Genomic DNA, 22,681 nt, shown 5'->3' with positions numbered 1-22,681 from the left:
ACGCGTCTCCACATTCCAGTAGCACCTTTGTGATTTCCGTCTTTGTGGCACCTACTTTACGCCAACGATCCTCGTCATTTGGCGGCGGCTGAAATGGCTCACGTCCGGAGACGCTACTCAGCGTTACACCGGCAGCCAATAGCGACCATCCGGCAGTTTGGCGTATTGGATCGGAACACCCGCACAATGCGATACCTATGATAAGGATCATAAGTGCTCTCCTCATTTAGCAGAGCCCCGCCGGGTTTGATTGACTGGGTCTGCAACAGCCTTTCTTTCCTCCGAGTCACTCCAAAGATCGCCACATCCGCTTTTCCCTGAAGGGCTTCCATAACAGTTATGCGATGTATCTTTCTGGCCAGTAATCGCCCGCCACATTTCACTCAAGTAGCTTGAGCCGTCTGGAATTGATCCCCCCGTTGATGGGTTACCTCCAATAATACGACCCACAGGATCAGTGACATGGTTCTGCAAAGAGAGCACCATGTTTTGTTGCTGTGTTGGATCGGTAACCGCGCCGCGGTTTTGTAGATAGCTAAGTAGTGAATCTGCCTTTGTCGCGTTATAAGCAGGTCCAAAGAAACTCACCGTCGTTCCGCTGAGAATGCCTTGATCGCCATCTCTCGCCAAGGACTCCATGGCGTTTCCAATTGTCATCGACCCGCGGCTATGACCATCCAGCTCTAGGCCATGCTGGCCGTACTGAATCATGTCCAGCTTGGTTTCTTGAGTAGCGTTGGTGAGCCCCCAGAAGTCGTTCTCCAGATTTTTTTGGTAGCCAGCTACCAGTAACTCTGAAAACCCGTTGTCCGCCTCGGGGAAAGCAGCATAATACTGCGGACCATCCGCACTACTGTGTTGGTTAGCATACTTTTCGGCAGCTGCTGCATCATTGAAGATGCCGTTATCCGCAATATGTACCTTGCCGTCCGCGCCAGGCTGAAGATTCATCTTCTCTTCTTCCGTGAGTTTGCGCCCCGGCAGGAGATTTCCTTCGTCGTCCTTGACGACTTCATAGACATCCACCTGCTTGATGAACATGGTCTTGTACGCCTCATCGGTGTAATGACCACCGACTTGATATCCTGCCGACTGGGCCGCCTGGCTGAACTCGACGTTCTCTTGCAACGTTTGTATGTCAACGGGTTTGAGCGCCTGATTGGCAACGCTTGGATTGCGATTCAAATCATCCAGCGGGGTATCACCATTCCGGGTGATGATCGTGCCTTGGGCGATGCCTGCCTGCGTTGTGCTTGACCGTCGATCGCTATCACTGCTGTTTCCCAGCAAGTTCCCTGCGATCCCTTTGGCGGCCGCATATTTGCTGCCGCTGACCATGCTACTGTCGCCGCCCAAGTTCATCGCGCTCGCCTTGGCACTTGCCTTGTTGTCAATATTGCTAAAGGTGAGCGTGCCGGTATCCAGTGTGTTCTTGCTTGCCTCCGCAGCGCTGACAATCACACCGCCTTTGAGGTCGGTGTTGCCATTGACGTGGATGTTGAAGCCACCGTCGCCTGCACTGATGCCGCTTACATCGGTGACGCTGGCATAGTGACTATTAGCCTTGCTTTGGTTGTAGCTGGCGCTGCCGCTGACACCTGCGCCGACAACGACCTTGCCGCCGGCTTGCATTTGCTTGCCGGCGTAGTCGTCTGTGTCTTGTTCGCTGATGATGTTGAGGTTGCCGCCGATGTTGGCGAGCACGGTGTTGCCCTTCGCTTGCGCACCCTGGATGGTGGTGTCGCCACCGCTCACCAGTGTCAGCGTGTTCTTGGCATCGATGCTACTGTCGGTGTGGGTGGTGCCGTTGCCGTGGGCGTCGCCTTTACCGACGGATGCCTGCGCATAGAAGCCGATGCCATCGGTGCCGATCTGCACACCGACACCGCCACTGGCGTTGTGGTTTTCGCTGGTGAGGGTATGGTTCTCAGCTTGGCTCAGCAGGTTGATGTTGTTGGCGGCGGCCAGCGCCACGTTATCGCCGCCGATCTGACTGCCAATAACATTGAGGTCACCGCCGGTGGCGGCAATCACCACATTGCCGTTGCTGCGGATGGTGCTGCCGTAGGCGGTGTCATCGTGCGTGCTGGTGGTGGCCTTGGCACTGCTGCCGCCGATGCCCAGTTGCAGGTTGACGCCACCATCCGTGCCGTTCCGGCTGAGGTTGCCGGCCCCGTTTTGCAGCGCATTCACACCATCGCTTACGGCGTAGGCGGTTTGTGCAGCATAGAGCGCTTTGAGGCGGTCGTCTTTCACCTCGCTGCCGCGATGCGCGGAAGCGTAGGCGCCTTGGGCCGCATTGACGGCTGCGCCGCCCAAACTCAGGGTGAGGCCGCTGCTGCTTTGCTTCTGCGTCTGCGTGGTATCGGTCGTGCCCAGCGCGGCATCGATGGTGACATTCTTGCCCACGATGGCGGTGCCCGTGTCACTGAGCACGGTAGCGTTGGTGAGGTGGACGGTGTTGCCGGCGGTCATGGTCACGCTGCCGCCCAGGCTGCCGACCATGGTGCCATCTGGGGTGGTCTGGGTGAGGGTGGTGTCTTGGCTTTGCTTGGCTTGGCCTACCATCACACCCACACCTGCGCCCATCAGGCCATTTTTGGTCTTGGTGGTGCTGTGGTCTTCGGTATGGACGTCGTTGGCGGTGTTAAGCGTGAGGTTGTTGCCCGCGGCCATGACGATGTCGTGGTCAGCCACGATCTGCGCAGCGGTGGCGGTGAGGTCGTGACCGGCGGCCATGGTCACGCTGTCACCACTCACCGTGGTGCCGATGGCGAGGCTATCGCTCTCGCTGTCGTGGGTACGCGTGCTGCTGTTGGAGATCACGTTGCCGCTGTTTTTTTTGGTATCCGTAACGCTGCTGTGGTTTTCCTGCGCTGTGTTCAGCGTGAGATCGTTGCCCGCCAGCATGCCGATGGCGCCATGGGCTGAGCCAATGGTCGCGCTGGTGGCGGTGAGGTCGTGGTTGGCGGTCAGGCTGACGCCGTTGGCACCACTGAGCGTGCTGCCGCGTACCGTCTCGTCAGTGGTCGACGTGGTGGTGACGGTATGGCCCTGGGCAGTCTTGCCCGTGACGCTTTGGCTGTCGGTCACCGCGTTGAGTGTCATGTCATGACCCGCCGCCAGGCCCAACTGATTGCCGGCGGTGAGCTGAGCGCCGTGACTGGTCAGGTCGTTGCCGGCGACGAGCGCAAGGTTGCCACCGGCACTGACGCTGGTGACGCTATGCGCTAGGTTTTCCTGCACGGTCTGGCCGCTTTGCGTCCGCGTCGTGCGGCCCGTGGCATCGAGAGTGAGGTTGTTACCGGCGATCAGTTGCGCATCGCCCCCGGCACGTATGGTGCTGGCGGTGGCGGTGAGGTCGTGACCCGCGACCATGCTCAGATTGCCAGCGGCTTGCACCGGCGCCACGCCGATGGTGAGATCACGATTGGCCACCAAGGCCATGTCACCGGCACTGGTGACGCTGCCGGTGCTGACCAGGTCGCGTCCGGCGATCACCGCCACGGCGCCGCCGCTGAGCGTACCCGCATTGATCGTGTCGTTGCGCGTGGCAATGGCGAGTGCGCCTGCACTCTTGATGGCGCCTTGGTTGGTCAACGTATCGGCACTGATGGCGGTGCCTTGCGTGCCGGTGATGGTGCCATCGTTGCGCACGGTGCCCGAGGACTGGATGTTCACGGTGTTACCGGCCATCAACGCGCCGTCGCTGTGCAGGGCGTCGCTGGTGGCTTTGGAGAGATAAACGACCGGCACCAGTACGTGTTGGCCGTCGACCACTTGGTCGACCAGCCACACGATGTCCGACGACAGGGCGGCGACCTGATCGGTGGTGAGTGGCGCGCCCAGTTGCAGGCCCAGACGCGAGGCTTCGTTCGCCGCGTCGTCCATGAGCGCGGTGTATTGCGACAGCCCATCGCCGCCATTCAAGGTGCGGCGGCCGGTCAGTTGCAAGATTTGATCAAGGACCAGGTTCTGCTCGTAGTAGCCATCACCCAGGCGCTTGTGGATGGCGCTGGAGTCATCGCCCAGGGCGCGTAGCAGATAGTCGGAGCTGGTGACCGGTCCTTGCGCAAAGCGCGGCGCGGTGTTGACCAGGAACGGCGCGCTGGGATTGCCGTTCTGGCTGTAGATACCGTTGGACGGCGGTACCAGATTGGGGAGCGCCTGCGTCGCGTTGCCGACGGTTTGTGCAGAGGCGCTGTGCGTATCGCGGGCACCGTGGATCGTGTCGCCGGACGCCCCTGCCATACCTGACACCGCACCGGCCTGTGCGCTATGGGCATCATGCAGCAAGGTGCTCCCTGGACCGGACACGTCCGCTACCGTGATGGCGCTGCCATCACCGCTGCGACCCACCGCCGTGTTGGTGATGTCGCCGCCGTTGATGGTGAGGCTGCCGCCTGCCGTGATAGATGCTTTGAGTTCCTCGCCTGGGGAGTAGGTGATCCAGCTCGTCATGCTGCCGGGTTGCAGAAGTACGCTCTGAGAACTGCTGGTGCTGTCGTAGGTCCACCAATCGCCCAATAGCCAAGTGCGCGAGGGGCTGGTGACCAAGTATTGCCACTGCACCTGCTGGTCTGTTGTGGCTTGGATCAGACCGGTGGGCATCCAGGCGATGTTCTGCGCGGTGTCGGTGCTGACGTTTCCCTCTTGTCCATTGATGGTGAGGTTGCGTCCGGCGGCGATGGTGGAGGCGTTATTGACGATCGCGCCGTCCAGGGTCATGTCGCCGCCGGACAGCAGGCGGCTTTCTGCGCTGGCCGCGGTGATGGTGGTCACCGAGAGCAGGGTATCCGTGGTGGTTCGCTGGTAATTGGACGGCAGGCCCGTGTTGTCGCCCGTACGGAAATGTACGCAACTGGCGCTGGTGCCCCGGTCATGGGCTTCGCAGTACGCATTGGCTTTGGCAATCGCGGCAGCATCCAGTACTTGGCTGGGGTCGATATTGGGCGTCTGATGTTCCGGCAACGGGTCGTTATGGGTGTACGTCGGGTCGGTTGTCGTCAGTGAGTTGGCTGCCTGGTCGGCCGGCGAGAGCATGACGGTGCCCGTCTCGATCACACGGCGTGCGTTGGAGAGCTGCTGTGTACTCAACGCCAGGTTGCCGCCGGCTTCGATATCACCGGACAGATTGGTCACGGACTGCGTTCGCGCGCCGCTGTCATTACCCGCGATGATCACGTCGCCTTGTGAGTACAGCGTGGCATCGCGGTTGAGCAGGCTGCCGCTGATGTACAACGCTAGGCTGTCTGTCGCCGCGATCAGGCCGCTTTGATAGGCGGCATTGTCGGTGGCTTGGCCAAGGTCCGTGCCATTGGTGAGCGTGGTCGCGTCCACGCGAATGGTGTTGCCGGTGATGTTGCCGGTGTTGGTGATGTCGTGTGCGTTGAGGGTGAGCGTGTCGCCTTCCATCGATGCGCCGGTCTGGTTGTCGATGGTGCCGCTGGCCACGATACGGGCCACACCGGTGCCGGCATCGTTGCTGGCGTTGATCACGCCGCCTGAGAGGTTGATGAGGTTGCCGGCGCTCAGGTCCAGCTCACCGGCCGTCTGCAAGGTGCCCTGGTTGGTCAGTGTGCCATCCACTGCGAGGCTGAGCACGCCGTCACTTTCTAGGCGCTGGCCGGCCAGGTGAGTGTAATCGCCGGTGAAGTGGGCATCCAGAAGGTCGCTGCCATAGAGGCGGCCCAGGCCATTCAAGCTGGCCAGCGTGGCATGCACGGACGTGCCGTCCACTTCGCCGCCCTCATTGGTGAGCGTGGGCGTGGTCAGCCATACGGTGTCGGCCTGGATGTGGCCGCTGGTGTTGGTGATCGAGGCGAGGTTCAGCCACGTGGTGTCACCGGCCCCGAGCGTACCGCTGGTGTTGTCGAGCGTGGCACTACCGTTCTGGAAGCTGAGGTTGTGCGTGGCGTAGGCGGTGCCGTTGGTGTTGTTCAGTACGCCGATGGCATCTAGATTCAGATCGCGCTGAGCGACCAGCGTGCCGCTGTTGCTGTTGTCGATGCTTGCACCGGTCAAGATGAGATCGCCGCCGCGATTGCCGATGGTGCCGCCACGATTGTCGAGGGTGCTGGCGGAGGTCACGTTCAATGCGGCGTCGGGATTGTCGCTGCTGCCGGCGAGGATTTGGCCGCCCACGTTCGTGATGACGTTGGCTTTCAGTGCGGCAGCATCCGTGGCGTCGATGGTGCCGCCGCTGTTGTCCAGCGTGCCCTGAGCATTCAACGAGAGTGCGCCGTTCGTTTGGAGCGCACCGCCGGCACGGTTGAGAAGATCGCTATCGGTGCTGACGCTAAGGGCGTGCCGCGCGAAGGCCGTGCCGCCACTGTTGTCGAGGCTGCCCGCGTGAATGTCGGCGGTGCCTTCGGCGCCGATCAGACCGCCGCTGGTGTTGGTTAGCGCTTGGCTAACGTTGAGGGTGAGTGCGCCGCTATCGCCTCGCTGGATCACCTGGCCGGCGGTGTTGTCGAGCGTTGATCCGGTGAGGGTGACGGCGCCGGTGCCGTCCAGCACGCCGCCCGCATTGGTGAGAGTGGTGCCGGTGATCGTGAGTGCGTCGCGGGCTTGCACCTGTCCTTGGCTGTTATCGACGGTGGTCGCATAGAGATCGACGCGTTGACCATAGAGACCCGTGGCTGGCACGGAGGTGTCCGTGTTTAGTGTGTCGCGATTGAGTAGCGTTTGTGCGTGCACGTGGAGATTGCCGCCAGCGATGACCGTGCCGGCGGTGTTATCCAGGGTGCCTGCGATGTTGGCCGTGATGTCCTGCTGGGATTGCATTGTGCCGGCGTGGTTGCTCAGTACACCGGCGGCGAGGGTCAGGTCGCCATTGCTTTGCAGGGCACCGCGATCGTTGGTGAGCTGACCATCAACTGTGACGTTGAGTACGTCGCCACTGGCGGCCTGGATGGTTCCTCCGGTGTTGTCGAGCGCCCCGACATGGAGCGTAGTCGCGCCCGCTGTGCCCAGCGTGCCGCCGGTGTTGTCCAATAGCCCGGCGACGCGCAGGTTGGAGGCGCTCGTGCCCGCGGCGATGAGCTGGCCGCCCTGGTTGAGCAGTGATCCCGCCGCCAGCGCAAAGACGCCATTGCCGACGACGGTGCCGCCGGTGTTGTCCAAAGCGTTTTGGACATTCAGCACCAATGGATCGCCGCCCAAGGCTTGCAGCGTGCCACCGGCGGTGGTGAGCGTGCCGGTCTGGATGGCGATGGACTGTGCGCTAGTGGTGCCGTCGCGTAGGCTGGTCGACTGACCCGAAAGCGTCAGCGCGCCATTGCTGACCAGCGTGCCACCTTGACCATCGAGCGTAGCGGCGTTGATGGTCAAGGCGCCGTCGCCTGCGTGAGCGATGGTGCCTTGCGTGTTGTCGAGCGTGGTCGCCGTGACGGTCAAATCGCCGTCACTGGTTAGGACGCCGTGCTGGCTGTTGTCCAGCACATCATCGGCCGTGATAGTGGGCGGTGCACCGGCGGCCTGGACGGTGCCACCCTGATTGAGCAGCGCGCCGGCATGCACCGTGGTGGCGCCCATGGTGGCGAGTGTGCCGCCCGTGTTGGTGAGCGTGCCTGCCACACGGAGTTGGGTGGCACCGATGCCTGCCGCGTTGAGCGTGCCATGGGTGTTGTCGAGTGCACCGGCCTGGATGGCGAGCGCGCCATTGGTAGCGACGGTGCCGCCGGTGTTATCCCAGAGGCCGTTGGCGCGCACGGACAGTGCGCTATTGCCCACCGCTTGGAGCGATCCGCCGGCCGTGGTGAGCGTGCCGGTATCGAGCGCGATGGCGTTCGCGACGGTCGTGCCGTTGCGCAGATCGATGGTGGTGCCGGTCAGGGTGAGCGTGCCGTTGGTGGCCAGCATGCCGCCGTTGCCGTTCAGTGTGGCCGCGTCGATGCTGAGTGTGCCGGTCCCGGCGTTCTGCACGGTGCCTGCCGCGTTGCCGAACGTGGTGGCCTTGATGACCAGATCGCCATTAGCTTCAATCGCGCCGCCATTGCTGTTGTCGAGCGTGTCGCTGACGATGAGCGTATTGGCATCGCTACCTGATGTGGCAATCACGCCGCCGCGACTGTCGAGGTTGGCAGCGTGCAGCGTGAGCTGTGTGGCGCTCAGGGTGGCGCCCTGGTGATCGATGGTGCCCGCCGTGAGGGTGGCTGTACTGGCCGTCACCACGGTGCCGTTGGCACCGCGCCAATCGCCCGTATGCAGCGTAAAGCCGTCGGCACCGGCATGGTTGATGGTGCCGTGCTCGTTGATCAGCGAGCCGCTGGTCAACGTGAACTGCGAGGCATTGCTGGCGAGCGTGCCGCCGGTATTGTCCAGCAGGCCCGACACACTGAGCGTCATGGGCGCCGTATCGGCCAGCGAGAACGTGCCGTTGCGATTGGACAGACTTTGCGCATCAATGGTTGCGGCTTGGGCAAAGGTCAACTGGCCCGCATTGTTGTTGATCTCACTGGCATGAATGGTCGAGGCGCCATCGATCAAGAGGGTGCCTCCCTGGTTGCTCAGGTTGCCGCCGGTCAGCGTGAGCTGGCGCAGTTCCAGTTGACCGCCATCGTTGGCAACGCCGGTACTACTGGCAAGATCGAAGCCCGCGGCCGCATTGATGCGACCGCCATCGTTGTCGAGTAATCCAGTGATATGCAACACACCGTCCGCGAGCGGAGCGATGGGCGTGATGGGCGCATCACCGCCACCGGCGGTCGAGCCGCTGCCGGTGTTGCCACCGCCGCCGGCAGCTGCGCCGGTTCCGCCGGAAGCACCGTCCGAGGGCGTGCCGGTCGACCCACCCGTACTGCTATCGGGCTCCGTCGTACCGATGCGACCGCCGTTACGGTTGGAGAGGGCGCCGGCATCGAGCGTGATGCCTTGCGAGCCGGTTTGCGCGATGGTGCCGCCCGCGTTGCGCAGCGATGCGGCATCGACGGCGATGCGTGCGGCGTTCAAGGTGCCGTTACTGTTATCGACGTCGGCCGGCGTGGTGAGGGTGAGTTCGCGCGTGGCGCTGAGAGTGCCGGCATTCGTCACACCACCGCTGGCGCTGATCTGCGTATTGGTCTGCGATTGCAGGCTGCCAGTGTTTTCCAGCCGGCCATCCGTGGTGACGACCAGGTCATCGGCGGACGCGCCGATCGTGCCGGCGTTACGCACGCCGACGCCGTTTTCGGTACCCAATAGCACGATCTTGTTGGCGTACATGCCACCCAGCGCGCTGACGTCGAGCGCCACCGTGGGTTTCTCGCTGCTCGCTGCGATGGCAGTGATTTGGGATTGATCGGCACTCACCTGATTGGTGCCGGTGGTCACCTGCAACTGCGGCGACCAGATGCCGCCATTGACCTGCACCGCGCGCGCGATGATGTCCGTGTAGTCGGCGCGCGTCGCATCCAGTCCTTTGTCACCAATTTGAATGGCGCCGCCCGTAACGCGATAGCTATCCAGCGCACCACCGCTTAGCATCGGTGTCCCGGTGGTCAGTGTGAAGCGATTGGCGTTGATCACGCCGCAACCGTCGCAACTAATGCCGGCCGGATTGGCAATGATGACCTGCGCGCGATCACCGGCGACTTCGATGTAACCGTTCAATGCGCTCGGGTTAGAGCCGGTGACCTCGTTGAGAATGACCTTGGCCGTGCCCGTGGCGAGCCACGGATTGCCGGCCACGGTGCCCGCCAGTTGCGTGGTGGTGTTGGTGCGCGAGTTGTTGAGCACCACACCGGTGCTGTCCACGTTGAAGTCGTTGTACGTGTTACGGCTCACGCCCGCCTTGCTGGGCGTGGTGATGTTGATCAGCGGGGCCGCGCCGGGCGAGCCCAACACCGTCGGGCGTTGGTTACCTGGTGCGTTGGGGTCCGTCACGATCTGGCCTGCCGTTGCGACCGACGCCAAACCGATCCAGCCAAAGGCCACCCACAGGCTCAGACTGACCGGTCGCACCGTCGCGGTGGTTGCAACGCCATCGCTTTGCGAGGCACCCCGTCCCGTTCGACGTACCAGCTCCGACACCACCTGGAACAGGCCCAGAGCATGGTTGAAGACGATGCGGTAGAGGTGCTTGTTCATGCGACGACATCCTTGGCAACACGACACAGCGGCGCGCTGGCGCGCGCCGAGAGGGGAGAGTTAGAGCGACCAGCTCAGGCTGAAACCCGTGGTGGGGTTCGCCGTGGGATAGCCATGCGGCTTGCTGATCGGGGCGCCGACGAAGAGGTCCCACGACCAGCCATGCCAACCACCACGCAAGCCGAGTGCGGCGCCAGCCAGGGTTTGGCCCAGCTCCCACGCGGTCGGCGGCCCACCGACGTGGCCGACGTCAGCACCGAGATACAGCTCCTGAGCGCTACCGACCATCCAGCCCAGGTCGTTGCGGATCAGCCAGCCGTGATCGCCGGTCAGTTGCAGTTCGCCATCAAAGCCGCGCACCGTGTAGCGCCCGCCGATCGCGAAGCGGTCCTGCGGCACCAGCGGCGTGGCGTTCCACTGCGCGCGCCAGCTACCGATGTAGCGAAAGCGCTGCTCGCCAAGTTGGAACGGCGCGGTGAGCGTGGCGTCGGCGGTGATGATTTGCGAACGTGAGGTACCTTCGCCATACGCCTCTTCCGGTGCGTGCAAGGCGTTGAACGCACCCGTGCCACGACGATAGGCGGCATCGGCATCGAGCGTGGCGGTGCCGATGAACTGCTTGTAGGTAACGCCGGCTTCCCAGCCACCCTGGCGGCGACGCTGCACCAGCACTTCGGTATCGTCGATGAAGTTGTTGGAGTCGCGTTCCCAGGCACGCGCATAGGTGCTCAGCTTGATCGTGGCATTGCGGTACAGCAGCCGACTGAGGCGCACATCGGCGTTGTGGCTGGTGCCGCTGTAAACGTAATTCTGCTCGTAACCCGCCACCGTCTGGTGATAGGTATAGCTGCTGGCGGTGGCGCCCAGTAACCAGTAGCCGTAGGGAACGTCATAGTGCAGCGTGTAGCTGCGCGTGCCTTTGCGATCACCATCGAGCACGTCCTGGCCAAGATTGGCGTAGAACAGATCGTTCCCGGTCAGCAGATTGTCCAGCGACAACGTAGTGCCGCCTTGCACCTTGCCGGTGCCCTGGCTGCCCGAGTCGTCCAGCGTGAAAGCCAAGCGCATCGGCGAGGATTGCTTCCACACGATCACCAGATCGCTTTCGCCCGGTGCGGCGTCCCCATCGGCGGGGACGATCTTGATGTCGGCGTCGGCCGTGGGAACGCGCTTGAAATTTTCCAGCGCCTGTTCGATGTCGCGCAGATTGAGCAGATCGCCCGGACGCGCGGGCAGGGCATCGCGCCAGGACGTGGCGCGCGCATCCACGCCTGGTGCAAAGCGAATCGCGCGAATGCGACCGGGAATAACGGTGAGCGTGAGCGTGCCGCTGTTGAGGTCTTGCGGTTTGGCCACCACGCGCGTGGTGACGTAACCACGCGCGATGAGCGCGTTCTGGATGCGCTTCATCACCACATTGATGCCATGCGTGCCCAAGCAACGCCCGATCGCCGTATCGTGCGGCGCGTTGGCGGCTTGGACGGCCCAACTAAAAGCGGGGGCATCGTCACCATCCAATCGGATGGAGTGAATGGGGAAGCACGGCGTTTCGTCGCTGGGCAGGCGATCCCCCTGCGCTTCGGCGGGTGATGGCAAGCGCACATCCGGTGTGTTCTGTTGCTGCTCGCGCAGCGCGCGTTCGCGCTCCTGCTGGCGCAGAATTTGCTGCGTCGCTGAATCGGTGGACTGCGCCATGGCCGCGGCCATGGGCAGACACACACTAGCTAGCACGAGCCATGACCCGACGATCTTCGTTCCCTGAACCACCTGCACACCTTCCCATGCGAACACCCCTGTGCCGCGACGGTGGTCGCAGCCCAGGGGCTATGAATTCAATGCGCTGGAAGAGCGTTTGCTAGGCAATGGGTACAGCGCGCATCCCCGCGGACAGCACTATCCCTCGCATCGGTCCTGCCAAATCGGGGGGTGAGAAACCGATGCGTGGGATGGCAATGGAGAGGCTATGTGATGGAACCTACGATCAATATCAGACAAGTCTTGAATGACATGCACTTTTTGGCGCATGGCGCTGTCCGCCGTCGCCTCTGGGAGTGGTGGTGAGCCACGAATGGGGCGTATATAAAGCACCGGGGACGATGGCTCTGGATATCGCGCCCCAGGTTTTTTTAACACCCCCACCTTTCCGGCGTTTCATGGCGTGAGTGCCGGTACGCACGCCATCGTCACGGGTGATCGTTGCGCCAGGGAATGGCCTCAGACAGGAGGCAAACCCATGCCACGTCGTCGCACGGATACCAACGTGCTTCGCTTGCGCGGATCACTGCGGAAAAATCCAGCGCGTTACGCGGCTCGCCAACAGGAGCCCATCCCCAAGCGACCCCTTGGTAATCCTTTGGATGGGATGACGGATGCGGAGGTCACCGCCTGGAACGATGTAGTCGATGCGTGCGAACCCGGCGTGCTTTGGCGGCGTGATCGGCTGGCGGTTGAAACGGCGGCACGCATCCTCGCCATGGTGCGCGTTGAGGGTATCAAGAACGTCTCGCCCGCCTTGGTGTCGCGATTGAAAGCGCTGCTGTCGAAGATGGGCCTAACACCGAGCGATGCGAGTCGGGTGCGCGCAGAGCTGCCATCGGAGCCAAACGAATTCGACGAGTTCAGTCGGGCGTAGTAGGGCGCGTTTCGCAGGCATTGCGAGCGGCTGTCTAAGGAATTGCCCGTGACCCCGAGGTGACCCAAGCTATCAGAAACAAAAATCCCAGCGCAAGGCTGGGTTTCTGTAAGACGCTGATTTTACTGGCGGAGAGGGTGGGATTCGAACCCACGGTACGCTTACACGTACGCCTGATTTCGAGTCAGGTACATTCGACCACTCTGCCACCTCTCCAAAGCGGTGCGTGTGGTCCACGCGAGCCGGGAATTGTACGCATAGTGCAGGGCGGTCGCAACGGGGGAGTGTTATTGCAGAGTCACGCCCCAGCGGTCGTCGCGCGGCAGGTAGTGATTGCCTGGGTCCAGTGAGACGGCGATGCGTGTGGCTCGGCCAGTGATTTCGTGGCGGGGGAAAAAGCCGAAGTAGCGTGAATCGGCACTGTTGTCTCGATTGTCTCCCAGCAGCAGATACTCGCCGGGAGGCACGACGACGGGGCCAAAGTCGTTGGCATGGCCTTGCCGGGCGATCGACCAGCGCACCGCGTGATGCATCGTGCCGATACGCTCGATGGCGTAGCGCGCCGGATCCTCGCGGTCATCACGAATGCCTGCCACGGCAGTTGGCAAATAGCTGGCCGCCATCCCGTTCACATAGAGTCGGTTCTGACGAAGCTCGATCTCGTCCCCTGGAACGCCGATTACCCGTTTTACCAATCGTTCGTTGGCAGCGCTGGAATCCAGCACCACGATATCGCCGCGTACGGGATCGGCCCGATGTAGCAGTGAAATATGGGTGAGCGGGATGCGCAGGTCATAAGCGGCCTTGTCGACCACGATGCGATCGCCGATCTGGATGGTCGGCTGCATCGAGCCAGTGGGAACGACGTTCCAGTCGGCGATGGCGCTGCGGAACATCACCATGCACAGCATGAAAGCGATGAAGCCCTTGTTGCGGGAAATCAGGCCGAAGATGGCGCGCACGGTGTTCCCCTTGGTTGTGCCGGAGCAATAGCGACGGCTTCGTCAATCAGGGACTTCGGGGTGGGGCGAAAGTTTCCGGTTAGTGGGGAGCAAAAAGAAAGGGCGGTGTTCCCACCGCCCTTCGGCTAACGCTTTCGGTTCAGGCTCAGCCCGCCTTGCGCTTGGCCAGACGCAGCCAGGTATCGACCACGGTGTCAGGGTTCAGCGATACCGACTCGATACCCTGATCCATCAGCCATTCGGCAAGATCCGGATGGTCGGAAGGACCCTGGCCGCAAATGCCCACGTATTTGCCTTTCTCGCGAGCCGTCTTGATGGCCAGCGCTAGCAGCTTCTTTACGGCCGGGTCGCGCTCGTCGAACAGATTGGCCACGATGCTCGAATCGCGATCCAGACCAAGCGTGAGCTGGGTCAGGTCGTTGGAGCCGATGGAGAACCCGTCGAAGATGTCGAGGAACTCATCAGCGAGCAGCGCGTTGGACGGTACCTCGCACATCATGATGACCTTGAGATCGTGCTCGCCCTGCTTGAGGCCGTTCTTGCTCAGCACCTCGATAACCTTGCGGCCTTCGCCCAGCGTGCGCACGAACGGGATCATCACCCAGATGTTGTCCAGACCCATCACTTCGCGCACGCGCTTGACCGCCTTGCACTCCAGGCCAAACGAATCGGCGAAGCCCGGATCGACGTAACGGCTGGCGCCGCGATAACCGATCATCGGATTCTCTTCATGCGGCTCATAGCGCGAGCCGCCGATCAGGCCGGCGTATTCGTTCGACTTGAAGTCGGACAGGCGCACGATCACCGGCTTCGGATACACCGAGGCGGCGATGGTGGCGATGCCTTCGGCCAGGCGGTCGACATAGAACGACACCGGGTCGGCATAGCCGGCCATGCGCTCGTCGATCTTCTTCTTGGTCTCTGCATCCTGCTTGGCGTATTCCAGCAGTGCCTTCGGATGCACGCCGATGTGGCTGGCGATGATCATTTCCAAACGAGCGAGGCCAATGCCGGCGTTCGGCAGCATGGCGAAGTCGAAGGCACGTTCCGGGTTGGCCACGTTCATCATGATCTTCAGCGGCGCCTCGGGCATGTCGCCGAGGTCAGCAGTGACGCGATCGAACTTCAGCAAGCCCTGGTAGATCATGCCGGTGTCGCCTTCGGCGCACGACACGGTGACTTCCGCACCGTCAGGAATGACATCCAGGCCATTGCCGGTGCCGACCACGGCCGGCACGCCCAGCTCACGCGCGATGATCGCTGCGTGGCAGGTGCGGCCACCGCGGTTGGTGACGATGGCGGCAGCGCGCTTCATTACCGGCTCCCAATCGGGATCGGTCATGTCGGCGATCAGTACGTCGCCCGGCTGCACCTTGCTCATGTCAGCCAGCGAGCGGATCACGCGGGCCTTGCCGGAGCCGATCTTCTGACCGATGGCGCGGCCCTCGGCCAGCACCTTGCCCTTCTCGTTGAGATGGAAGCGCTCGAGCTGGGTGGCATGCGCGCGCGACTTCACCGTCTCCGGGCGAGCCTGCACGATGTAGAGCTTGCCGGTGTTGCCGTCCTTCGCCCATTCGATGTCCATCGGGCGGCCGTAATGCTGCTCAATCACCAGCGCCTGCTTGGAAAGTTCCTGCACATCTTCGTCGTTGATGCAGAACTTGTTGCGCAGTTCGGCCGGGGTTTCTTCGATGCGCACGCGCTCGCCGGGCTTGTCCGAATACACCATGCGCTGCTGCTTGGCGCCGAGGCTGCGACGCAGCACCGCCGGCTTACCAGCCTTCAGCGTGGGCTTGAACACGTAGAACTCGTCCGGATTGACCGCGCCTTGCACGACCATTTCGCCTAGGCCATACGAACCGGTGACGAACACTACGTCACGGAAGCCGGACTCGGTGTCCAGCGTGAACAGCACGCCGGAGGAGCCAACATCCGAGCGCACCATCAGCTGCACGCCGGCAGAGAGGAATACGTCTTCGTGCTTGAAACCCTGGTGCACGCGATAGGCGATGGCGCGGTCGTTGTACAGCGAGGCAAAGACTTCCTTCACCTTGTGCAGCACGTCTTCGATGCCGACCACGTTGAGGAAGGTTTCCTGCTGACCGGCGAACGAGGCGTCCGGGAGATCCTCGGCGGTGGCGGAAGAGCGCACGGCCACGGCGATGTTCTCTGCGCCGGCGTCCTTGCAGAGCTTGATGTAGGCGTCGCGGATGGCCTGGTCCAGATCGGCCGGCAGTGGGGTCTCGATGACCCATTCGCGGATTTCCTTGCCGGCGGCGGTGAGCGCTTCGACGTCATCGACGTCAAGCGTCGCCAGGCGCGCCTGGATGCGCTTGGCGACGCCGCTCTTGTCGAGGTACTGCTGGAACGCATCGGCGGTGGTGGCGAAGCCACCGGGCACGGACACGCCGAGTTTGGCGAGATTACCGATCATCTCGCCGAGCGACGCATTCTTGCCGCCGACCTTGCCCAGGTCGGTCATGCGCAGCGTGTCGAGCCAAAGCACCAGGTCGTTCAAGGGAGTCTCCTCAAGAGCTCTTAGGTTTGAAAATGGTTTTGCCCGAGCAAACAGGGAAAATCCGGGCCGCAAAGAACTGGTATTGTCCGCTGTGAATGGTGCGGAGCACAAGAAGACCATTCCGGGCAAAACCCGCGCCAGCTGCATACCAGTCAGGTGGGAGTCAAGCAAAGACAGGTTTTCCACGTTGCGCTAAGGTGGTGACCAGGAACAGTCAGGGGCTTCGGTTTACCCATGCAGCGAACCGTTTTTTTTATCTCAGATTCCACTGGTATTACCGCCGAGACTATCGGCAACAGCATCCTGGCCCAATTTGAAGGGGTCCAGTTCGACAAGCATCGCCTGCCGTTCGTCGATGACGCGCATAAAGCCGAGGCGGCCGCGCTGCGCATAAAGACACGTTATGCCCAGACCGGCGATCGGCCGATTGTGGTCAATACCATGGCGTCGCGCGATCTCTGCGAGATCGTGGCCGCGAGCGGGGCGCTGATGATCGACGTATTCGCGCCGTTCATCGGATCTTTGGAAGAAGAGCTGGGTGCCAAGCGCTCCGGTGCGGTGAATCGCTCGCACGGCCTGGTTGACTTCGACAAATACGAAGCGCGCATCAATGCCACCAACTACGCGTTGTCACATGACGACGGTATTGATGTGGACTATGCCCAGGCCGACCTGATCCTGGTCGGCGTGTCTCGATCGGGCAAGACGCCCACCTGCCTGTACATGGCCTTGCATTACGGGGTCAGCGCCGCCAATTATCCGTTGACCGACGACGACCTGGACAAGCTCGAACTACCGGCGCGTCTGCGCCCCTATAAGGATCGCCTGTTCGGTCTCACCATCGATCCTCAGCGGTTGGCGCAGATTCGCGAGCAGCGGCGCGCTAACAGTCGTTATGCGACATTGGAGCAGTGTCGCTGGGAGCTTTCGCAGGCGGACAAACTGATGCGCCGCGAAAGCATTCCCAGCCTCAACACAACGCACGTCTCCATCGAGGAGATCGCCAGCAAGATCTTCGACCGCTTCGGTATTGAACGGACCATGTTCTGAGGAGTCATTACCGCCCATGAGCGCCGTACTGGACAGCCGCAATGCCTTGTTGCCGGGACGCTTCGGCTTCCTGATGGGGCTTTACGCGGAGAACTATCATCGGCTGGCCAAGCTCTTTGCGCCGCAGGAGCTGCCGCCGGGGTTCTACGTATCCAGCGTGGACGATGGGCTGGATGTGCGGCTGCAGGTGCAGGAGCGGCACCCGTACACGCTGGAGCTGGAGCTCACCTACAACTTCGTCGACGCTAACACCGGGCAGCCATCGCCGTCCGCGCAATTGCGCATGTACACCGATGCGCACGTGGCCGAGGCGCTGCATTGCCACCCTGGGCGGCACCTGTGGCAGGTGCTTGGGCCGTTTCCACCCGCGCATACTGTGTTGCAGCATCGGTTGCGTATGAACGGATTCCTCTCGCGCTGGCTGGAATACCTGGCGGAGCAGGGGCATTCGAAGGGGACGCTTGAGCGGCAGGAAGATCATCCCGTCGGATAGACGTGCGCCGTTTGGCGACTGCTATGTCACGCGGTCCTCGTTCCACAGACTTTCGCCGATGGGGTGCATCTGGCAGCCGAGGCTGTGGGAAAGGGCCCGTTGGGCTTTTTGTAGGCAACAAAAAACCCGCCAACGGCGGGTTCTTCGTAAAGTGGCGGAGCGGACGGGACTCGAACCCGCGACCTCCGGCGTGACAGGCCAGCATTCTAACCGACTGAACTACCGCTCCACATTTTTTTCCAGCTTCACAACCAAGTACCAAACTTGGCGTCCCCACGGGGATTCGAACCCCGGTCGCCACCGTGAAAGGGTGATGTCCTAGGCCTCTAGACGATGGGGACGTGTCTAAGTTTGGTGGAGCCAGGCGGGATCGAACCGCCGACCTCCTGCATGCCATGCAGGCGCTCTCCCAGCTGAGCTATGGCCCCGTGTGCCTCTGGAAGCCCGAAAGAATAGGTTGGGATTGCGTTTTCGTCAAGCATTCGCGACGAAAATTTATCAAATAATTTTCACGAATGAATAGCAACAGGCATTTACGTCTATCCGGCAAAGCCGTGCCTGATCGATTGATGTGTCCCTCATCGATATAAGCGACCAACTTCGTTGCGCGGGGCTGTGCATCTCGTGCTCGATTGTTAGTCTTGCCCGACGTCCCCACGGATTTTGTCGATGCACGATCTGCACTTCATCCAGGACCTCGCGACCGTCATGTTGATCGCGGGCCTGACGACGGTGATCTTCCAGCGGCTGCGTCAGCCGGTCGTGCTCGGATACATCATCGCTGGTGTGCTGGTTGGGCCTCATACGTTTCCCGTGGTCTTCATCCATGACGAGCAGACCATCCGGACGCTGTCAGATCTGGGCATGGTCCTGCTGCTGTTCGCACTGGGCCTTGAGTTCAGTCTGAAGAAGCTGCGCGAGGTCGGCGGCGCAGCGCTGGTGGCGGCGGTCTGCGAAATCGTGCTGATGCTTTGGCTGGGCTATGAGATCGGTCGGTTCTTCGGCTGGACTTCGATGGACGCACTGTTCCTCGGTGCCATGCTATCGATGTCCTCGACCACGATCATCATGAAGGCGCTCGACGACCTGAACCTCAAGCGTGAGCGTTTCGCCCAGCTGATGTTCGGCATTCTTATCGTCGAGGATGTGCTGGCCATCGTATTGATGGCCCTGCTTACCGGTATCGCCAGTACCGGCGGACTGGAGGCCGGCGAGGCCATGAACGCGGTCGGGCGCCTCACGCTGTTCATGGCGGTGTCGCTGGTGGTCGGCCTGCTGCTGGTGCCGCGCGTGGTCGACTACATTGCCCGCATCAGTCGCGACGACGTGCTCCTGGTGGCCGTATTGGGCCTCTGCTTCGGTTTCTGCCTGCTGGTAACCGAGATGGGTTACAGCATTGCGCTCGGTGCTTTCATGATCGGCGCGATCGTGGGTGAGTCGGAAAACGTGGAGCGCATCGAGCGCATCATCGGCCCGGTGCGCGACATGTTCAGTGCGGTCTTTTTCGTGGCGATCGGCATGTTGATCGACCCGGCGATGCTCACGCAGTACTGGGGTCCGATCCTGGTCGTGACGGCTGTGGTTGTGCTGGGCAAGGTGGTGACCTGCAGTTTCGGCACGTTCGTCGCCGGCAACGATGGACGCACGTCGTTGCGTGTTGGCATGGGCCTGGCACAGATCGGCGAGTTTTCTTTCGTGATCGCGTCGCTGGGCCTGAGTCTCAAAGTCACAAGTGGTTTTCTGTATCCGGTGGCCGTGGCTGTCTCTGCTATCACCACCTTCCTGACGCCTTACCTGATTCGCGCGTCCGACCCATTGGCCAGCGCGCTTGGTCGTGGTCTGCCTCAGGGACTGTCCAGCCTCCTGCGCGCTTACACCGACTGGATGGGTAACCTCAGTCTGAGCGGGCAGGGTGCGATCGTGGCGAAAATGATCCGGCGCTTGGTGTGGCACGTGATCATCAACATGATGCTGGTCGTGGCCGCTTTCCTGATCATGTCCTATCTCTATCGACGCGGCTTCTTCCACTGGGATTTCCTCGCCGGCCGGCCTCAGGTCAAGCGCAGCCTGGCGTGGTCGATCGCGGCTTTGGTATCGCTGCCGATGATCGTGGCGGCCTATCGAAAGGCCTCAGCGCTGGGCATGCTGCTTGCAGAACTGAGCATCCCCGAGCGCATCGGCGGTGCCTACAACATGCGTATCCGCGCCGTACTGGCTCGATTCATTCCGCTGGCGACCATGTGGGTGCTGGGCTTGTTGGTCGCAGCGCTGGCTTCAACCATCCTGCCGCCGCGCGAGGTTGCGTTGGTGCTGGTGTTGGTGCTCTTGCTGCTGGCCTGGTTGCTCTGGCGCGGTCTGGTGCAGGTACATGCCCGCCTGCAGGCAGCATTGCGCGACACGCTGGATAAGCCTGGACGCTCGGATGATGGGCATGTGTGAAGAGTTTTGGTCAGGCCGGCGGTAGCGACGTGCATGAGACAGTGTGCACAAATCGTAAAAAAACACGCCGCAGAACCGTATTTGTGAACTTTTAATCAGGCCTGACGGTCCTAGCCTGCACATCGTTGCCAAGACTCGACAAGCGCCGCACAATGCGGGGCCTGCCTCCATCGGGGGGGCTTAAGTCCGGTAGCGCCGGCAAATCCAATACGAGGGAGTTCCACATGAAGCATTTTCTGCGCCCCACGCTGACGGCGGCCGCGCTCGCTGTTGCACTGGGCATGACCGCTGGCGTGCACGCACAGGCCGCGAAGTCCGCTGCCCCCGCGGCCGCTCCGGCCGCAGTCGACAAGACCAAGGCCAGCTATGTGGTTGGCTGGGATCTGGCTAGCTCGCTGCCGCCGCTGGTCCGCGAGGAAGTGGATCCGGCCACCGTGGCCCGCGCACTGCAGTCCGCCCTGTCGGGCCAGAAGCCGACCATGAGTGAGGCTGAAGCCAAGCAGGTTCGTGACGCCTTCGTGGCAAACCTGCAGGCCAAGGCCAAGGCCGAGTACACCCAGGTCGCTGCCAAGAACAAGACGGAGGGCGATGCCTTCCTCGCCAAGAACAAGGCCGCTGCTGGCGTGAAGAGCACCGCCTCGGGTCTGCAGTACCAGGTGATCAGCCAGGGTACGGGTGCTCGTCCGGGTCCGAACGACACCGTGCAGGTCAACTATGTCGGCAGCTTCGTCAGTGGCGAAGTGTTCGACGACTCGGCCAAGCATGAGGGTGGTGGCGCAGCCTCTATTCCGCTGGCTGGCGTGATCCCGGGCTTCCGCGAAGGCATTCAGTTGATGCAGGTTGGCGGCCACTACAAGCTCTTCATCCCGTCGACCATCGCCTATGGCGCACAGCCGCAGAACGGCTTCCCGCCGAACTCGACGATCATCTTCGACGTGACCCTGGTCAAGACCGGTCCGTCGCCGGCCGGTGAGCAGGCTGGCGGCGCGAAGTAATCGTCGACTGGTCGTTTCATAGCTGTATCCACGGGGCGCGAAGCAATTCGCGCCCCGTTTTTTTGCTGACTGGCTGTGCGGTGTGATGCCCCCGACATGGCTGGCGCCGACCTCCGTAAGGGACTGTCCCAGCGCGCAGCCTGCTAGAATCCCGCATCTTGCCTCTGGGAGTTCTTGCGACAATGAAGGTCACCATTTTTGGCACCGGTTATGTGGGTTTGGTCACCGGCGCCTGCCTGGCAGAAATGGGCAACCATGTGATCTGCGTCGATATCGATGCAGGCAAGGTAGCTCGCCTCACACAGGGCGAGATTCCCATCTATGAGCCGGGCCTGGAGCCCATCGTCAAGCGCAATCACGCCAGCGGGCAGCTGAATTTCACCACCGACCCGGCACCCGGCATCGAGCACGGTCAGGTTGTCTTTATCGCGGTGGGTACGCCACCTGACGAGGACGGCAGCGCGGATCTCAAGTACGTGCTGAGCGTGGCCCGTACCATCGGCCAACACATCGACCGCTATACGGTGGTGGTCAACAAGTCGACGGTGCCGGTGGGCACGGCCGATCGTGTGCGCGAGGCGATTGCAGGCGAGCTGGCCAAGCGCGGCGCGACGGTGGAATTCGATGTCGTTTCCAATCCGGAATTCCTGAAGGAAGGCGACGCAGTGGAAGACTGCCTGCGTCCCGATCGCATCATCATCGGCAGCTCCAGCGAGCGTGCGGTGAATGTGCTGCGCAAGCTGTACGCGCCGTTCAACCGCAATCACGAGCGCACCGTGGTGATGGACGAGCGCTCGGCCGAGCTGACCAAGTACGCGGCCAACGCCATGCTGGCCACCAAGATCAGTTTCATGAACGAGATCGCCAACATCGCGGAACGCGTGGGCGCGGACGTGGAGCTGGTGCGCCAGGGCATCGGTTCGGATCCGCGCATCGGCTACCACTTCATCTACCCGGGCGCCGGTTACGGCGGCTCGTGTTTCCCCAAGGACGTGCAGGCGCTGGAGCGCACGGCGCGCGGCGTCGGCTACGACGCGCGGTTGCTGGGCGCGGTCGAGGCGGTTAATCACGACCAGAAGACAAAGCTGTTCGAGCTGATCGCACGCCACTTTGAAGGCGAGTTGAGGGGCAAGACGATTGCGCTGTGGGGCCTGGCGTTCAAGCCGAACACCGACGACATGCGCGAGGCATCCAGCCGCAACCTGATGGAAGCGCTATGGCAGGCGGGCGCCAAGGTGCGAGCGTTCGATCCTGAGGCGCGCGTCGAGACGCATCGCATCTACGGTGATCGCAACGATCTCGTGCTGTGCGACGGTGCATACCAGGCACTCGACGGTGCCGACGTGCTGGCCATCGTCACCGAGTGGAAGGCGTTCCGCAGCCCCGATTTCGTGCGCATTCGCTCGATGTTGAGCAGCCCCGCCATCTTCGACGGCCGCAACCTGTACGACCCCGCCGCGGTGGAGGAAGCCGGCCTGGCCTATTACGGCATCGGCCGTGGTCGTAGCCTGAGGCGTTGAAGAA

The 22,681-nt window shown here is 62.1% G+C and carries 10 protein-coding genes and 4 tRNA genes; 6 read left to right on the top strand and 8 right to left on the bottom strand.

Annotated elements, in window-relative coordinates; genetic code table 11:
• Positions 1-222 precede the first annotated feature (222 nt).
• Together AC3CBN_RS16060 and AC3CBN_RS16055 are read right to left on the bottom strand one after the other, a co-directional pair.
• Positions 223-10,068: a two-partner secretion domain-containing protein gene (locus AC3CBN_RS16060; RefSeq protein ID WP_488633997.1), complete on the bottom strand. Its 9,846-nt coding sequence runs from the start codon at positions 10,066-10,068 to the stop codon at positions 223-225.
• Between the two features lie 60 nt (positions 10,069-10,128).
• Positions 10,129-11,775, bottom strand: coding sequence for a ShlB/FhaC/HecB family hemolysin secretion/activation protein (locus AC3CBN_RS16055; RefSeq protein WP_488633996.1), 1,647 nt, complete (start codon positions 11,773-11,775; stop codon positions 10,129-10,131).
• Between the two features lie 526 nt (positions 11,776-12,301).
• Here AC3CBN_RS16055 and AC3CBN_RS16050 point away from each other — a divergent pair.
• Positions 12,302-12,700 carry a hypothetical protein gene (locus tag AC3CBN_RS16050; protein WP_488633995.1) on the top strand — a complete coding sequence of 133 codons (399 nt, stop codon included), beginning with the start codon at positions 12,302-12,304 and terminating at the stop codon, positions 12,698-12,700.
• A gap of 126 nt (positions 12,701-12,826) precedes the next feature.
• Here the strand turns inward: AC3CBN_RS16050 and AC3CBN_RS16045 are convergent.
• The 3 genes from AC3CBN_RS16045 to ppsA all read right to left on the bottom strand — a co-directional run bounded on the left by AC3CBN_RS16045 (position 12,827) and on the right by ppsA (position 16,180).
• A tRNA-Ser gene (locus tag AC3CBN_RS16045) sits at positions 12,827-12,916 on the bottom strand.
• A 71-nt stretch (positions 12,917-12,987) separates the two neighbouring features.
• Complete coding sequence (lepB, locus tag AC3CBN_RS16040; RefSeq protein WP_488633994.1) at positions 12,988-13,662, bottom strand: signal peptidase I; 675 nt, start codon at positions 13,660-13,662, stop codon at positions 12,988-12,990.
• A 145-nt stretch (positions 13,663-13,807) separates the two neighbouring features.
• Positions 13,808-16,180, bottom strand: a complete 2,373-nt coding sequence (ppsA, locus tag AC3CBN_RS16035) for a phosphoenolpyruvate synthase (protein WP_488633993.1) — start codon at positions 16,178-16,180, stop codon at positions 13,808-13,810.
• Between the two features lie 234 nt (positions 16,181-16,414).
• On the opposite strand from ppsA, the gene ppsR reads away from it, so the two are divergent.
• Positions 16,415-17,230, top strand: coding sequence for a posphoenolpyruvate synthetase regulatory kinase/phosphorylase PpsR (ppsR, locus tag AC3CBN_RS16030; RefSeq protein WP_488633992.1), 816 nt, complete (start codon positions 16,415-16,417; stop codon positions 17,228-17,230).
• Positions 17,231-17,246: 16 nt separating this feature from the next.
• A complete protein-coding gene (locus AC3CBN_RS16025; protein WP_488633991.1) occupies positions 17,247-17,723 on the top strand; it encodes a DUF1249 domain-containing protein in 477 nt (158 codons plus the stop codon).
• Between the two features lie 152 nt (positions 17,724-17,875).
• Here AC3CBN_RS16025 and AC3CBN_RS16020 read toward each other — a convergent pair.
• The 3 genes from AC3CBN_RS16020 to AC3CBN_RS16010 all read right to left on the bottom strand — a co-directional run bounded on the left by AC3CBN_RS16020 (position 17,876) and on the right by AC3CBN_RS16010 (position 18,151).
• Positions 17,876-17,952 (bottom strand) — tRNA-Asp (locus AC3CBN_RS16020).
• A gap of 36 nt (positions 17,953-17,988) precedes the next feature.
• A tRNA-Glu gene (locus tag AC3CBN_RS16015) sits at positions 17,989-18,064 on the bottom strand.
• A gap of 11 nt (positions 18,065-18,075) precedes the next feature.
• Positions 18,076-18,151, bottom strand: a tRNA-Ala gene (locus AC3CBN_RS16010).
• A 241-nt stretch (positions 18,152-18,392) separates the two neighbouring features.
• Between AC3CBN_RS16010 and AC3CBN_RS16005 the strand changes: the two genes are divergently transcribed.
• The 3 genes from AC3CBN_RS16005 to AC3CBN_RS15995 all read left to right on the top strand — a co-directional run bounded on the left by AC3CBN_RS16005 (position 18,393) and on the right by AC3CBN_RS15995 (position 22,677).
• Positions 18,393-20,162 (top strand): cation:proton antiporter, encoded by a 1,770-nt coding sequence (locus AC3CBN_RS16005; protein WP_488633990.1) that lies wholly within the window; start codon positions 18,393-18,395, stop codon positions 20,160-20,162.
• A gap of 224 nt (positions 20,163-20,386) precedes the next feature.
• Positions 20,387-21,157, top strand: coding sequence for an FKBP-type peptidyl-prolyl cis-trans isomerase (locus tag AC3CBN_RS16000; protein WP_488633989.1), 771 nt, complete (start codon positions 20,387-20,389; stop codon positions 21,155-21,157).
• Positions 21,158-21,339: 182 nt separating this feature from the next.
• On the top strand, positions 21,340-22,677 hold the full coding sequence (locus AC3CBN_RS15995) for a UDP-glucose dehydrogenase family protein (protein WP_488633988.1): 1,338 nt from the start codon (positions 21,340-21,342) through the stop codon (positions 22,675-22,677).
• Positions 22,678-22,681 lie beyond the last annotated feature (4 nt).

The sequence above is a fragment of the Dyella sp. OK584 genome (genome assembly GCF_057787755.1).
The sequence above is the reverse complement of the archived record's forward strand: the minus strand, read 5'-3'. Positions and strand labels throughout refer to the sequence as shown.